The organism is Streptomyces sp. NPDC104106 (assembly GCF_055584345.1).
In genome coordinates, this window is sequence record NZ_JBVJMF010000002.1 from 191256 (window position 1) to 206375 (window position 15120).

General features: G+C 73.3%; 13 protein-coding genes. 8 read left to right on the forward strand and 5 right to left on the reverse strand.

The window, feature by feature from the left end:
- Positions 1-615: 615 nt before the first annotated feature.
- The 3 genes from ACZ60X_RS04820 (at position 616) to ACZ60X_RS04830 (ending at position 4640) form a co-directional block, all read left to right on the forward strand.
- Positions 616-1839 (forward strand): arginine deiminase, encoded by a 1224-nt coding sequence (locus ACZ60X_RS04820; RefSeq protein ID WP_469593324.1) that lies wholly within the window; start codon positions 616-618, stop codon positions 1837-1839.
- A 134-nt stretch (positions 1840-1973) separates the two neighbouring features.
- Entirely contained in the window at positions 1974-2981 is a 1008-nt protein-coding gene (gene argF, locus ACZ60X_RS04825) for an ornithine carbamoyltransferase (protein WP_469593326.1), read from the forward strand.
- Positions 2982-3146: 165 nt separating this feature from the next.
- Entirely contained in the window at positions 3147-4640 is a 1494-nt protein-coding gene (locus ACZ60X_RS04830; protein WP_469593328.1) for an amino acid permease, read from the forward strand.
- Here the strand turns inward: ACZ60X_RS04830 and ACZ60X_RS04835 are convergent.
- Entirely contained in the window at positions 4597-5052 is a 456-nt protein-coding gene (locus ACZ60X_RS04835) for an ATP-binding protein (protein WP_469593330.1), read from the reverse strand. The genes ACZ60X_RS04830 and ACZ60X_RS04835 overlap by 44 nt on opposite strands.
- A gap of 284 nt (positions 5053-5336) precedes the next feature.
- Here ACZ60X_RS04835 and ACZ60X_RS04840 point away from each other — a divergent pair, with 284 nt between their 5' ends.
- Both ACZ60X_RS04840 and ACZ60X_RS04845 read left to right on the forward strand, forming a co-directional pair.
- Complete coding sequence (locus tag ACZ60X_RS04840) at positions 5337-6164, forward strand: enoyl-CoA hydratase family protein (protein ID WP_469593332.1); 828 nt, start codon at positions 5337-5339, stop codon at positions 6162-6164.
- A 10-nt stretch (positions 6165-6174) separates the two neighbouring features.
- Complete coding sequence (locus tag ACZ60X_RS04845) at positions 6175-8496, forward strand: bifunctional salicylyl-CoA 5-hydroxylase/oxidoreductase (RefSeq protein ID WP_469594374.1); 2322 nt, start codon at positions 6175-6177, stop codon at positions 8494-8496.
- A 342-nt stretch (positions 8497-8838) separates the two neighbouring features.
- Here the strand turns inward: ACZ60X_RS04845 and ACZ60X_RS04850 are convergent, their stop codons facing one another.
- The gene (locus ACZ60X_RS04850; RefSeq protein WP_469593334.1) at positions 8839-9651 is read right to left on the reverse strand and encodes a PaaX family transcriptional regulator; all 813 of its coding nucleotides are present in this window, start codon (positions 9649-9651) and stop codon (positions 8839-8841) included.
- Positions 9652-9666: 15 nt separating this feature from the next.
- Positions 9667-11259: an AMP-binding protein gene (locus tag ACZ60X_RS04855; RefSeq protein ID WP_469593336.1), complete on the reverse strand. Its 1593-nt coding sequence runs from the start codon at positions 11257-11259 to the stop codon at positions 9667-9669.
- A 152-nt stretch (positions 11260-11411) separates the two neighbouring features.
- Between ACZ60X_RS04855 and ACZ60X_RS04860 the strand changes: the two genes are divergently transcribed.
- Entirely contained in the window at positions 11412-12548 is a 1137-nt protein-coding gene (locus ACZ60X_RS04860; RefSeq protein ID WP_469593338.1) for an acyl-CoA dehydrogenase family protein, read from the forward strand.
- Positions 12545-12943, forward strand: a complete 399-nt coding sequence (locus ACZ60X_RS04865) for a RidA family protein (RefSeq protein WP_469593341.1) — start codon at positions 12545-12547, stop codon at positions 12941-12943. Before ACZ60X_RS04860 ends, ACZ60X_RS04865 begins: the two co-directional genes overlap by 4 nt.
- A 16-nt stretch (positions 12944-12959) precedes the next feature.
- Here the strand turns inward: ACZ60X_RS04865 and ACZ60X_RS04870 are convergent, their stop codons facing one another.
- Positions 12960-13154 carry a DUF5999 family protein gene (locus ACZ60X_RS04870; RefSeq protein ID WP_469593343.1) on the reverse strand — a complete coding sequence of 65 codons (195 nt, stop codon included), beginning with the start codon at positions 13152-13154 and terminating at the stop codon, positions 12960-12962.
- Between the two features lie 239 nt (positions 13155-13393).
- Between ACZ60X_RS04870 and ACZ60X_RS04875 the strand changes: the two genes are divergently transcribed.
- The gene (locus ACZ60X_RS04875; protein ID WP_469593344.1) at positions 13394-13819 is read left to right on the forward strand and encodes a DUF6299 family protein; all 426 of its coding nucleotides are present in this window, start codon (positions 13394-13396) and stop codon (positions 13817-13819) included.
- Positions 13820-14175: 356 nt separating this feature from the next.
- Here the strand turns inward: ACZ60X_RS04875 and ACZ60X_RS04880 are convergent, their stop codons facing one another.
- A complete protein-coding gene (locus tag ACZ60X_RS04880; protein ID WP_469593347.1) occupies positions 14176-14988 on the reverse strand; it encodes a GntR family transcriptional regulator in 813 nt (270 codons plus the stop codon).
- Between the last annotated feature and the right edge of the window lie 132 nt (positions 14989-15120).

The window sequence follows — 15120 nt, forward strand, 5'->3', positions numbered from 1 at the left end:
TGGTGGGCCGCCCGGTCTGGCGGCTCGCTGTCGGTGGCGGACGGGCCGTGGTCGGTGGCTCGGTGGCGGATGGGCCGTGGTCGGTGGTCCGGTGGCGGGGGCCGGTGAGCGGTGGTGGGTGGTCCCGGTCGGGTGGCCGGCCGGTGGCTCGGTGGTCCCGGTCCGCCGGACGCGGCTCGGTGGCGGGCGCGCCATGGACGGATGGTCGGTGGTCCGCTCGCCGCCTGCTGGCCTGGTGAACCGCACGCCGGAGGAATCGGGATCGCATGCCCGCGCAGATGCCCCTCTCCGGCGTCCGCTGCCTGGAGGACCGGCGGGCGCAACCGCGGAAGTAGCCGGTGGCGCTACGGTCCGCTGTTGCCTCACGGAGCGGGGCGGCCCGATCCTCCGGCCGGTGGCGGTCCGCACCGGCATCCCGGAAGGCGCCCGGGCCTCGACGACACCCCCGTCGTCCTCCAGGCCCGGGCGGGATGGGGCGGCCCCGTTTCTCGTCATCAGGACGATAAGGGAGGGTGCCGTTTTTCGTCAATGGGACGAGAACAAGAAGCGCCAGAAGAAGTGCCGGAAACGGCCGACAAGGGCGTGAAGACGGTCGGGTACGGCCAGGATGGAGGCATGACCTACCGTGTCGACTCCGAGGCCGGGCGGCTGCGCCGCGTCATCCTGCACCGGCCCGACCTGGAGCTCAAAAGGCTCACCCCCAGCAACAAGGACGCCCTCCTCTTCGACGACGTGCTGTGGGTGCGCCGGGCGCGCGCCGAGCACGACGGGTTCGCCGACGTCCTGCGGGACCGCGGCGTCGCTGTCCACCTCTTCGGCGACCTGCTCACCGAGACCCTGGAGCTGCCCGAAGCCCGCGACCTCGTCCTCGACCGGGTCTTCCACGAGAAGGAGTACGGCCCCCTCGCCGTGGACCACCTGCGCGCCGCCTTCGCCGCCCTGCCCGCGTGCGAGCTGGCCGAGGCGCTCGTGGGAGGTATGACCAAGCGGGAGTTCCTGGCGGCGCACGCCGAGCCGACGTCCGTGCGCTTCCACGTGATGGACCTCGACGACTTCCTCCTCGGCCCGCTGCCCAACCACCTCTTCACCCGGGACACCTCCGCCTGGGTCTACGACGGGGTCGCGATCAACGCCATGCGGCTGCCCGCCCGCCAGCGCGAGACCGTCCACTTCGAGGCGATCTACCGCCACCACCCGCTGTTCCGCGACGAGAGGTTCCACGTGTGGTCGCAGGGGCAGGCCGACCACCCGTCCACCATCGAGGGCGGGGACGTCCTGGTGATCGGCAACGGCGCCGTCCTGGTCGGCATGAGCGAGCGCACCACCCCGCAGGCCGTGGAGATGCTGGCCTACCAGCTGTTCGCGGCCGGCTCCGCGCGCACGATCGTCGCGCTCGACATGCCCAAGCGGCGGGCCTTCATGCACCTCGACACCGTGATGACCATGGTCGACGGCGACACCTTCACGCAGTACGCGGGCCTCGGCATGCTCCGCTCGTACACCATCGAGCCGGGCGTCGGCGAGAGGGAGCTGAAGGTCACCGACCACCCTCCGGAGCACATGCACCGCGCCATCGCCGCCGCCCTCGGCCTCGGGGAGATCCGCGTGCTGACCGCCACCCAGGACGTGCACGCCGCCGAGCGCGAGCAGTGGGACGACGGCTGCAACGTGCTCGCCGTCGAGCCCGGTGTCGTCGTCGCCTACGAGCGCAACGCGACCACCAACACGCACCTGCGCAAACAGGGCATCGAGGTGATCGAGATCCCCGGCAGCGAACTGGGCCGGGGCCGCGGTGGCCCCCGCTGCATGAGCTGCCCGGTGGAACGCGACCCCGTCTGACCGGCGGTGGGGCGGCCGGATATGAGGGGCTGCCCGGCCGGTGTGACGAAACGGACCCCACCAACCGTATAGAAATTCAGGACGTCGTATAGAATTCCAGAGTCCCTGTTCCCCGTATCCACCGGAGCGCCCCCATGGCGACAGTCCCGACCGCCCTTGCCGGCCGCCACTTCCTGAAGGAGCTGGACTTCACCGGGACGGAGTTCCGCGGCCTGATCGAGCTGGCGGCCGAGCTGAAGGCCGCCAAGAAGGCCGGGACCGAGACGCCGTACCTGAAGGGCAGGAACATCGCGCTGGTCTTCGAGAAGACCTCGACGCGCACCCGCTGCGCCTTCGAGGTCGCCGCCGCCGACCAGGGCGCCCACACGACCTTCCTCGACCCCACCGCCTCCCAGGTCGGGCACAAGGAGTCCGTGAAGGACACCGCCCGGGTGCTGGGCCGCATGTTCGACGCGATCGAGTACCGGGGGCACGGCCAGGGCGTCGTCGAGGAACTGGCCGCCCATGCCGGGGTCCCCGTCTACAACGGCCTCACCGACGAGTGGCACCCCACCCAGATGCTCGCCGACGTGCTCACCATGACCGAGCACACCGACAAGCCGTTGAACGAGGTCGCCTTCGCCTACCTCGGCGACGCCCGCTACAACATGGGCAATTCCTACCTGGTCACCGGCGCCCTGCTCGGCATGGACGTCCGGATCGTCGCGCCCCGGGTGCTGTGGCCGGACGAGACGATCGTCGCGGTCGCCCGGCAGCTCGCCGCCGCCTCCGGTGCCCGGGTCACGCTCACCGACGACGTCAAGGACGGCGTGCGCGGCGCCGACTTCATCGCGACCGACGTGTGGGTGTCCATGGGGGAGCCCAAGGAGGTCTGGGACGAGCGCATCGCGCTGCTCGGCCCGTACGCCGTCACGATGGACGTCCTCGCGGCCACCGGCAATCCCGACGTGAAGTTCCTGCACTGCCTGCCGGCCTTCCACGACCTCGGCACCAAGGTCGGCCGCGAGATCCACGAGACGTACGGGCTGACCGAGCTGGAGGTGACCGACGAGGTGTTCGAGTCCGAGCACTCGGTCGTCTTCGACGAGGCGGAGAACCGGATGCACACGATCAAGGCGGTCCTCGTGGCCACCCTGGCCTGATTCGCGCCCGGCCAGAATCGCGCCCGACCTGATTCGTGTCACACAGTCTTGCCTGACCGGCCTCACCAGGCCTTATCCTGACCGGCGGCCCGAAAACACCCCATTCGTGCCGCCGCCGCGGCCCCATCCGGTCGCCCGCACCACCGAGAATCGAGCACCATCCGCATGCCCGCTCCCCGCATCAAGTCCCCGCACGCGCTCGTCGCCGAATCCGGCGCCGACCGCGAGGGGCACGGCCTGAAGCGCACGATGGGCCTCTTCCAGCTCATCTGCTTCGGCGTCGGCGCCATCGTCGGCACCGGCATCTTCGTCGGCCTGTCCGACTCCGTCGCCCAGGCCGGTCCCGCCGTCGTGGTCTCCTTCGTCCTCGCCGCGATCACCTGCGTCTTCACCGCCTTCTCCTTCGCCGAGCTGGGCGGCGCGATCCCGGTCTCCGGCTCCTCGTACTCCTTCGCCTACGCCGGGCTCGGCGAGTCCACCGCCTTCCTGGTCGGCTGGTGCCTGCTGCTGGAGTACGGCGTCTCCATCTCGGCGGTCGCCGTCGGCTGGAGCCAGTACGTCAACGAACTGCTGCACAGCCTCACCGGCGTCCAGCTCCCGGCCGCGCTGTCCGCGGGCCCCGGTGACGGCGGGATCATCAACCTGCCCGCCGTGATCGTCATCGCGATGGCCTCGGTGCTGCTGGTGCGGGGAGTGCGCGAGAGCGCCCGGGCGACCGCCGCCATGGCCGCCGTGAAGCTGGTCGTCCTGCTCGCCTTCTGCGCCATCGGCTACAGCGCCTTCAAGCACGGCAACCTCACCCCCTTCTCCCCGGCGGGCCTCGGCGGCATCGGCGCGGGCACGACCGCCGCCTTCTTCTCCTACATCGGCTTCGACGCGATCACCACGGCCGGCGAGGAGGCGAAGAACCCGCGCCGGGACATCCCGGTCGCGATCATGGTCTGCATGGGCATCGTGACCCTGCTGTACTGCGCGGTCGCGCTCGCCGCCATCGGCGCCATCGGCGGCAGGCAGGTCGCCGGCCGCCCCGCCGCGCTGTCGTACGTCGTCAACGAGGTCACCGGCTCCACCGTCGGCGGCGGCGTGATCGCCTTCGGCGCGGTCGTCGCCATCGCCTCCGTCGTGCTCGCGGTGATGTACGGGCAGACCCGCATCCTGATGTCGATGTCCCGCGACGGCCTGATCCCGCGCGTCTTCGAGAAGGTGAACCCGAGGACCTCCACGCCGGTGGCCGGCACCCTGATCGTCGCCGTGGTCTTCGCGCTCCCGGCGGCCTTCGCCTCCCTCGACGCCGTGATGAACCTGTGCACCATCGGCACGCTCGCCATCATGGCCGTCGTCAACATCGCGGTGATGGCCCTGCGCCGCCGCGAGCCGGGCCTCACCCGCAGCTTCCGGGTGCCGCTGTACCCGGTGGGTCCGCTGCTCGGCATCGCCTTCTGCCTGTACCTGATGTACGAGACCGGCTGGCGGACCTGGCTGCAGTTCGCCGTGTTCCTCGTCGTGGGCCTCGCGATCTACGCCGCCTACGGCCGGCGGCACTCCACGCTTGCCCAGGCGGCACCCGAGCCCGCCGCAGCCGCCGAGCCCGCCGCAGCCCCCGAGGCCGCCGAGGTCACGCCGGCCGCCGCCGCTGGGCGGGAACCACAGGCAGTGTGAACCACACCGCCTTGCCCGACGGGGTGGGGCGGTGGCCGCAGGACGAGCTGAGGGCGCGGATCAGCAGCAGGCCGCGCCCGTCCTCCTGCCAGGGGTCGGGCGCCTCGATCACCGGCCTGGTCAGATGGCCCGGCGGCGCCGGGTCCGGGTCGTGCACCTCGACCTGGCAGCCGGTCGACAGCAGCCGCACCACCAGCTCTATCGGACCGCGCCCGGCGGTGTGCTCCACCGCGTTGGCCACCAGCTCGGCCGTGAGCAGCTCTGCGGTGTCACTGTCGGCCGCGTGCTCCACCTCGGCGAGGGCCGTGCGCACCAGAGCGCGCGCCACGGGCACCGCGGCGGCGGTGTGCGGCAGCGCGATGCGCCAGGAGGCCGATTCGGCGGGGCGTTCGTGCAAGGTGAGTCCGTTCATGGAGCAGGCTGTCCTGCTTTCGACTGTAGGAATGGTACGGGCCGGGTCACGGGGCCGGTCGGCGGGCTTCACCGGGACCTCGGGCCCGTCCGCCCGGCCCCGGTACCGGGCGGCTTACCCAGACGAACGCCCCGCCTCTCCCACCAGTCCTCGCTGTTACGACCCTGTCGCCGATCGGTGACGCACCGGGCTGTAGCGCACTCGTGACGACAGTCAGAAATCGGTGATAACTTCGAGGGGCACAGCGCAACGTACGGCACCGCCGCCCTAGGAGGCCGCACGTCATGAGTCCCTTCACCGGCTCCGCCGCCCGCACCCGCGACTGGGAGCACCTGCGGGTCCAGTTCACCGACGGGGTGGCCACCGTCACCCTCGCCCGCCCCGACAAACTCAACGCCCTCACCTTCGGCGGCTACGCCGACCTGCGCGACCTGCTCGCCGAGCTGTCCCGGGAGCGCGCGGTGCGCGCCCTGGTGCTGACCGGCGAGGGACGCGGCTTCTGCTCCGGCGGCGACGTGGACGAGATCATCGGCGCCACCCTGTCCATGGACACCGCCCAGCTGCTCGACTTCAACCGGATGACCGGCCAGGTCGTGCGGGCGATCCGGGAATGCCCGTTCCCCGTGATCGCCGCCGTGCACGGGGTGGCGGCGGGCGCGGGCGCGGTCCTGGCCCTCGCCGCCGACTTCCGCGTCGCGGACCCCTCGGCTCGCTTCGCCTTCCTCTTCACCCGCGTCGGCCTGTCCGGCGGCGACATGGGTGCGGCCTATCTGCTGCCCCGGGTCGTCGGCCTCGGACACGCCACCCGCCTGCTCATGCTGGGCGAACCGGTCCGCGCCCCCGAGGCCGAGCGCATCGGTCTGATCAGCGAGCTGACGCGGGAGGGCCACGCGGACGAGGCGGCCCGGGCCCTGGCCCGCCGTCTCGCCGACGGCCCGGCCCTCGCGTACGCCCAGACGAAGGCCCTGCTCACCGCCGAGCTGGACATGCCGCTGGCGACCGCGATCGAACTGGACGCCTCGACCCAGGCGCTGCTGATGAACGGCGAGGACTACGCCGAGTTCCACGCGGCCTTCACGGAGAAGCGCCCGCCGAAGTGGCAGGGGAGGTGACATGGGCGCCATGAAGGTCGCCGTCATCGGTGGCGGTCCCGGCGGGCTGTACGCCGCCGCCCTGCTCAAACGCCTCGACCCGGCCCGTGAGATCACCGTGTGGGAGCGCAACGCCCCCGACGCCACCTTCGGCTTCGGAGTGGTCCTCTCCGACGAGACCCTCGGCGGTATCGAGCACGCCGACCCGGTGGTCTACGAGGCACTGCAGCGGGACTTCGTCCGCTGGGACGACATCGACATCGTGCACCGGGGCACGACCCACCGCTGCGGCGGGCACGGGTTCGCGGCCCTGGGCCGGCGGCGCCTGCTGGAGATCCTGCACGAGCGGTGCCGCTCCCTCGGCGTGGACATCCGCTTGCGCACCGAGGCCCCGCATCCGGACGTGCTGTCGGCGCGGTACGACCTCGTCATCGCCGCCGACGGCGTGCACAGCACCACCCGCGCGGCCCACGCCGACGTGTTCGAGCCCCGGCTGACCGCCCACCGCTGCCGCTACATCTGGCTGGCCGCCGACTTCCCGTTCGACGCCTTCCGCTTCGAGGTCGCCGAGACCGAGCACGGCGTGATGCAGCTCCACGGCTACCCCTACGCCCGCCCGTCGCCCGACCACCACCCCTCGACGAGTCCCTCCGGGCCGCCGAACCGTTCCGGCGCCTCCACCGTGATCGTGGAGATGCGCGAGGAGGTCTGGCGGGCGGCGGGGTTCGGGGAGCTTCAGACGTCGGAGTCCGTCGAGCGGTGCGCCAAGATCTTCTCCGCCGCCCTCCGCGGCCGCCCCCTGCGCGCGGGCAACTCGGCCTGGACGACCTTCCGTACGGTGGTCAACGCCCGCTGGTCGCACGGCAACGTCGTGCTGCTCGGCGACGCCGCCCACACCGCCCACTTCTCCATCGGCTCCGGCACCAAGCTCGCCGTGGAGGACGCCCTCGCGCTGGCCGCCTGCCTGGAGGAACAGCCCGACCTGCGGGCGGCGTTGGCGGCCTACGAGGAGGAGCGGCGGCCCGTGGTCGCCTCCACCCAGCGCGCCGCCCGGGCGAGCCTGGAGTGGTTCGAGAACCTCGGGCTGTATCTCGGCCGGCCGCCCCGGCAGTTCGCCTTCAACCTGCTCACCCGCAGCCGACGGGTCACCCACGACAACCTCCGGCTGCGTGACGAGCGCTTCACCGGCGCCGTCGAGCGCGAGTTCGGCTGCCCGCCCGGCACGCCCCCGATGTTCACCTCCTTCCGGCTGCGCGGGCTGACCCTGCGCAACCGGGTCGTGGTGTCACCGATGGACATGTACTCCGCCGCCGACGGCGTCCCCGGCGACTTCCATCTCGTCCACCTCGGCGCCCGCGCGCTCGGCGGGGCCGGGCTCGTGATGACGGAGATGGTGTGCGTGAGCGAGGAGGGCCGGATCACCCCCGGCTGCGCCGGGCTCTACACCGGCCGGCAGGCCGAGGCGTGGCGGCGGGTCACCGATTTCGTGCACACGCGGGCCCCCGGCACCGCGATCGGCGTCCAGCTCGGCCACTGTGGCCGCAAGGGCTCCACGCGACTGATGTGGGAGGGCATGGACGAACCCCTGCCCCAGGGCAACTGGCCGCTCGTGGCCGCCTCCCCGCTGCCGTACAAGCCCGGCGGCCAGACCCCGCGCGAGCTGACGCGGGCCCAGCTGACCGACATCCGCGAGCAGTTCACGGCCGCCGCCTGGCGGGCCGTGCGGGCCGGGTTCGATCTGCTCGAACTGCACTGTGCCCACGGCTATCTGCTCTCCGGCTTCCTCTCCCCGCTCACCAACCGGCGCACCGACGCCTACGGCGGATCGCCGGAGAAGCGGCTGCGGTTCCCGCTGGAGGTCTTCGACGCCGTGCGGGCGGTGTGGCCGGCCGAGCGCCCGATGACCGTCCGCATCTCCGCCACCGACTGGGCCGAGGGCGGGACGACCGCCGAGGACGCCGTCGGGATCGCCCGGGCCTTCGCCGCGCACGGCGCCGACGCGATCGACGTCTCCACCGGGCAGGTGGTGGCCGAGGAACAGCCGGAGTTCGGGCGGTCGTACCAGACGCCGTTCGCCGACCGCATCCGGCACGAGGTGGGCGTCCCGGTGATCGCTGTCGGCGCGATCTCCTCCTGGGACGACGTCAACTCGCTGATCCTCGCCGGGCGTACCGACCTGTGCGCGCTGGGCCGCCCGCATCTGTACGACCCGCACTGGACCCTGCACGCGGCGGCCGAGCAGGGCTACGACGGCCCGGGCGTCGCCTGGCCCGCCCCCTACCGCGCCGGCAGCCGCCGCCCCCGGACCGGACGCACCGACGCCCCCAGACCACGGCTGACACTCGGCCGCTGACACCCCGGCACCCGGCTGTCCGGGCCGGCGACACGGACGTGTCCCCGGTCTGCCCCCGGCGCCTGCCGGGTGCCCGGTCGCCATGGGCTGGGACCGCGACTTCGCAAGCCCGGCCCGCTCTGGGCCGGTGGTCCGGGGCGGCGGCACGGGCGTCGTACGGTCCGCTCCGGCGGGCGCCGGGCGGTGCGCCTTCGTGAACGTGGCCCGCCGGTCTCTCCGCACGGCTCGCGCCGTGCCCCGCACGCGGCGGCTGATCAGGGGGCGGTTGTCCGGGGTGGCGGGCCGGGCGTCGTACGGTCTGCTCGGCGGGTGCTCGGTCGTCGTGGGTCGCCCGCCGGTTCCTCACACGCCGGCGAACTCCGCGCCCGCGTCCCGCAGCCGTGCGTGCAGGCCGCGGAAGACCTCCGCCGAGCGCAGGCCCGGCCAGCCGGCGGGGAGCAGCCGGGCGGGCAGGCCGGGGTCGGTGTAGGGCAGGTGGCGCCAGGAGTCGAGGGCGAGGAGATAGTCGCGGTAGGCCTCCTCGGGCGGGGTGCCCGGGCGGCGTTCCCAGGCGTGCAGCACCGGGGCGTGCGCGTCCAGGAAGCGCTCGTGCTCCTTGGCGATCGCGGCCAGGTCCCACCAGCGGGCGACCGCCTCGGCCGTCGCCGGGAAACCCAGGTGCTCGCCGCGGAAGAAGTCGACGTACGGGTCCAGGTGGAGCCGGCGCAGGGTGTGTTCGGCCTCGTCGTACAGCCGGGCCGGGGCGATCCACACTCCCGGGGCCGCCGTGCCGAAGCCCAGGCCGGACAGCCGGGAGCGCAGCACGTGCCGCTTCTGCCGCTCCGATTCGGGCACGGAGAACACCGCCAGCACCCAGCCCTCGTCCCCGGGCGGCGCCGTCGCGTAGATGCGGCGGTCGCCGTCGTCCAGCAACTGGCGTGCCTCGGGCGAGAGTTCGTATCCCGCGGCACCGGTGTGCGTGCGTGCCGGCACCAGCAGGCCGCGCCGTTTGAGCCGGGACACAGAGGAACGGACGGAGGGCGCGTCCACACCGACCGCGGCCAGTAGCCGGATCAGCTCCGCGACCGGCACGGGGCCGGGCATGAAGCGGCCGTAGGCGCCGTAGAGCGTGACGATGAGGGACCGGGGGGCGTGCTGCTCGGACACGGTGATCATTTTAGGTCGTCGACATCACTGCTGGTCACCATCGGTGCGCAGCCGGAACCTCTGCAACTTGCCGGTGGCCGTGCGCGGCAGCGCGTCCAGGAAGACGAAATCGCGCGGACATTTGTAGGGTGCCAGCTCCGCCAGCAGGAAGCGGCGCAGGGCCTCCGGATCGCGCGGCGCCCCCGCGCGCAGCACCGTGTACGCCACCGCGACCTGCCCGCGCGCCTCGTCGGGGCGGCCCACGACGGCCGTCTCCACCACGTCCGGATGGCGCAGCAGCGCGTCCTCCACCTCCGGACCGGCGATGTTGTACCCGGCCGAGATGATCATGTCGTCGGCGCGCGCGACGTAGCGGAAGTAGCCGTCGGGCTCCCGGACGTACGTGTCACCCGTGATGTTCCAGCCGCCGCGCACATAGACGCGCTGGCGCGGATCGGCCAGATAGCGGCACCCGACGGGGCCGCGCACCGCCAGCAGTCCGGGCTCGCCGTCCGGCACCGGCCGGCCCTCCGTGTCCTGCACGCGCGCCTGCCAGCCCGGCACCGGCAGGCCCGTGGTGCCGGGTCTGATGCGCTCGTCGGCGGCGGAGAGGAAGATGTGCAGCAGCTCGGTCGCGCCGATGCCGTTGATGACCCGGACGCCGGTGCGCTCGTGCCAGGCACGCCAGGTGGCCGCGGGCAGGTTCTCGCCGGCCGACACACAGCGCCGCAGCGACGAGACGTCGTGCCCGTCCAGCTCCTCCAGCATGGCGCGGTACGCGGTCGGCGCGGTGAACAGCACCGAGACCCGGTGCCCGGCGATCGCCGGGAGCAGGTGCCTGGGGCCGGCCTGTTCCAGGAGCAGGCTGCTGGCTCCGGCCCGCATCGGAAAGATCACCAGCCCCCCGAGGCCGAAGGTGAAGCCGAGCGGGGGGCTGCCGGCGAAGACGTCGTCCGGGCGCGGGCGCAGGACGTGCCGGGAGAAGGTGTCCGCTATCGCCAGCACGTCCCGGTGGAAGTGCATGCACCCTTTCGGGCGACCCGTGGTGCCGGAGGTGAACGCGATCAGGGCGATGTCGTCGGCCGCGGTGTCGACCGCCGGGAACGGCGCGTCGGACGCCGGGCGGCGCAGCAGGTCGTCCGGGCCGGCCCCGCCGTAGGTGACCGCCCGCAGGCCGGCGACCCCGGCCTTGTCCAGGTCGGCCGCCGACCGGACGTCGCACAGCGCGTGCCCCACCCGGGCGATCTCGCACATCGTCGCCAGCTCGTGCGGGCGCTGCTGGGCCAGCACGGTGACCGCTATGGCGCCCGCCTTCAGCACGGCCAGCCAGCAGGCGGCGAGCCAGGGGGTGGTGGGGCCGCGCAGCAGCACCCGGTTGCCGGGCACCACCCCGAGATCACCGGTGAGTACGTGCGCGATCCGGTCGACACGCCTGCGCAGCTCGCCGTACGTCCAGCTGGGGCCGTCCGGGGTGTGGAAGACGGGACGGTCCGCGCCGGCGTGGTCCAGCAGCTGTGCCGCGCAGTTCAGCCGGTCGGGGTAGCGCAGCTCCGGCAGGTCGAACCGCAGCTCGGGCCACTCGTCCGGCGGGGGCAGATGGTCGCGCGCGAAGCTGTCGACGTGGGCCGAGACGTGCATGGCGGTTCGCCCCCTTGCCGTGACGGACGGACTCTGTGGTGGGCTCGTGCCTGGAGCGTATCGTGTTGGTGACGACAGTCAACTGTGCGCGATAACGTCGGGGGAGACGGTGAACGGGCCGGGGTGGCCCGCCTCGAAAGGGAGGACCGGCAGTGCCCGCATTCTCACTCGAACCGGAGCAGACCGCCTGGTGCGCCGAGCTGCGCGCGCTGGCCGCCGCCCGGCTGAGCCCGCTCGTCGACAAGGGCGAACCGGGGCGCGTGAACCGTCCGCTCCTCGCCGAACTCGGCCGACTCGGGCTGCTGGAGCGGCTGTTCGCCTCCGGCGCGCTCGAACTGTGCCTGATGCGGGAGTCCCTCGCCCAGGCCTGCACGGAGGCCGAGACCGCGCTCGCCCTGCAGGGTCTCGGCGCCCATCCCGTCCACGCCCACGGCAGTCCCGCCCAGCGCGAGCGCTGGCTGCCGAGGGTGGCCGAGGGCGGCGCCGTCGCCGCCTTCGCGCTGAGCGAGCCGGGCGCCGGTTCGGACGCGGCCGCGCTGTCCCTCGCGGCCGACCCCGACGGCACCGGCGGCTGGCGGCTGACCGGCGAGAAGTGCTGGATCTCCAACGCCCCCGAGGCCGACTTCTACACCGTCTTCGCCCGCACCACACCCGGCGCCGGAGCGCGCGGCGTGACCGCCTTCCTCGTCCCCGCCGACCGGCCCGGACTCACCGGCACCGCCCTGGAGATGCTCTCCCCGCACCCCATCGGCACCCTCGGCTTCGACGCCGTACCGGTCGGCCGGGACGACGTGCTCGGCGAGCCGGACCGCGGTTTCGCCGTCGCCATGGGCACCCTCAACCTCTTCCGCCCGAGCGTCGGCGCGTTCGCGGTCGGTATGGCCCAGGCCGCACTCGACGCGACGATCGGGCACACGCGCCGACGACAGGCATTCCACGGGCGGTTGATGGACCTGCAGGCCGTCTCGCACCAGGTCGCCGAGATGGCGCTGCGCACCGAGGCGGCCCGGCTGATGGTGTACGCGGCGGCCACCGCGTACGACCGGGGCGACCCCGGTGTCCCCGGGCGGGCCGCGATGGCCAAGCTGCTCGCCACCGAGACCGCGCAGTACGTCGTCGACACCGCCGTCCAGTTGCACGGCGCCCGCGCCCTGCGCCGCGGCCACCTCCTCGAACACCTGTACCGCGAGGTGCGCGCGCCGCGCGTCTACGAGGGCGCGAGCGAGGTCCAGCGGGGCATCATCGCCAAGGACTTGTACGACCGCGCCCACGACCGGGAGGCCCAGTGACGACCGAGCGCGTCAACCCGCCCGAGCTGTCCCCGCCCAGCGGCTTCTCGCACGCCGTCGTCGCGGCCGGCTCCCGGGTGGTGTTCCTCGCGGGCCAGACCGCCCTCGACACCGACGGCAAGGTCACCGGCGCGACGCTCCCCGAACAGTTCGAGAAGGCGCTCGGCAACCTCCTCACCGCCTTGCGCGCGGCCGGCGGCACCCCCGCCGACCTCGCCCGGGTCACGGTCTACGCCACGGACGTCGCCGCGTACCGGGTCCACGCGGGCCGGCTCGGCCGCATCTGGCGGGACCTGGCGGGCCGGGACTATCCGGCGATGGCCGTCGTGGAGGTCGTACGGCTCTGGGACGCACAGGCGATGGTCGAGCTGGACGGCTTCGCCGTGCTGCCCTGAGCGGCGCCGGGACCGCTCAGGCCGCGGTCGTGAGGCGGGTCGACGGCAGGCGGCGCGGGGGGACCACGCTGCCGTCCGGGTGCAGTTCGCCGCTGTCGTCGAAGACGATCGAACCGTCGCACAGCAGGGTCCAGCCCTGTTCGGGGTGGGCGGACACGGGGTGCCGCGGGGTCGGGTCGGACGCGGGGCACGAGGACCGGCAGGAGCACATGGCGCACCTCCACATCGGGACGTGAGGGGGGCCGGCGGATCCGGCCGCCGCCCCTCACCCCCAGACCATGCGACCGTCGTGAACGCGCCGGAACCGCTCGCCGTGAAGCGTGACAACACCCGGACAACTCGCGGACGGTTCCATGACGCGCCACCGATGGGGTGACGGTCACGCCCCGCGGCCTGGCCGCCCGGTATCCAGTGGTGCCCCAGGCCCCATGGAAACCGGGAGGTACCCCCATGCCCGTCCGTCCCGCCCTCGCCTCGGCCCTCGGCGCCGCGGCACTGCTGTGCGCCGCCGTCGCCCCGGCCGTCGCGGCACCCTCCGACCAGGTCACCGTCGACCGCACCGGCAAGCTCGCCGCCGACGGCACCGTCACGCTCTCCGGCACCTACCGCTGCACCGCCGGCACCGGACCGGTGTTCGTCAGCTCCTCCGTCAGCCAGAACGACCCCCAGGTCAGGCACGGCATCGGCGGCAGCGGCGCCCAGTGCGACGGAGCGAAGCACCGCTGGCAGAACACCGGCAAGGCCTCCCCGGAGACCCTCAAGGCCGGCAAGGCCCATGTGCAGGCCACCCTCATGGAACTGCGCCCCTCGGGGCTGGTCCCGCTGCCCGCCTTCCGCGCCGTCGAGGACCAGGAGGTCACACTCGTCGGCCAGTGACCGCCGACCGCGCGCCGGGCGGCCCGGGCACGCAGCGGACCGGTCCGTCCGGCGCTCCGGAGGGCAGGAGGGCCTCCGCAGGGACACGGGCATGCATGGCCCGGTGCGCCCCACGACGGACGCGTGCGACGCCGCCAGCGCGGGGCAGCGCGCGGCCGGGCCCCGACCGGTCGCTCCGCTCGGCGCGTCGGAGACCGACCGGCGGCGCTTCTCCCGGACCGCCGGGGCGCCCGGCGCTGTCTTGCGGTCCGTCCGTACCCGGCAGCTCACGTCGGCGTGGGCCGGGTCGGAGGCCTGGGTGGTTCTGCGCCGGTCGGGTTCTGCTCGCGAGGTGGCGGTTTTTGCCGGTGGGGGCGTCAGGGTCGGGGCGGGGTGTCGTCGCGCCGGATCGGGGTGGGGGACAGGGCGGGGTCGGGGCGGTGCAGGGCGGCGACGAACTTGTAGCGGGAGCCGCGGTACACCGAGCGCGCCCACTCCACCGGGGTGCCCCGCGCGTCCCGCGAGTGCCGGGAGAGCAGCAGCATCGGCAGCCCCACGTCGGTGGCGAGCAACTGCGCCTCGCGCGGGGTCGACAGCGAGGTCTCGATGGTCTCGTCGGCCTCGGCGAGCCGGACGCCGTACACCTCCGCGAGCGTCGTGTACAGCGAGGGCCGTTCGGCGAGCGTGCCGCGCAGGCCGGGGAAGCGCCGGGCGGACAGATGGGTCGTCTCGATCGCCATGGGGGCGCCGCCGGCCAGCCGGAGCCGCTCGACGCGCAGCACGCGCTCGCCGAGCCCGATGCCCAGCAGCCCCGCGAGCCTCTCGTCCGCCGGGATCTCCCCGATGTCCAGGATCCGCGAGGCCGGGGTCAGGCCCTGGGCGCGCATGTCCTCGGTGTGCGAGGTCAGTTGGAGCGTGCGGTACAGCTTGGGCTGGGCGACGAAGGTGCCCTTGCCCTGGATCCGGTCGAGGCGGCCCTCGCCCACGAGTTCCGTGAGGGCCTGCCGGATCGTGGTCCGTGAGGTGTCGAACCGGACGGCGAGCAGTCGCTCCGCGGGCATCGCCGAACCGGGCTGCAACGCCTCGGTCATCGCGAGGAGTTGCTGCTTGATCCGGTAGTACTTCGGCACGCGCGCGGTGCCGCGCGGCGCCCCCGCGTACGGCTGGGCGCTGCTGACGTCGGTGGTCATGCCTGCCTTCCCGGCTGTGTCGATGGGCTCCCGTTATAGCGGCCGACTCCCCTATGGTCTAGTCCAACGGTCCGGCCCCGTGGGCGACCGGGACGAACGGGGCGGATGCGGACGGACAGCCTCCGGTGACGT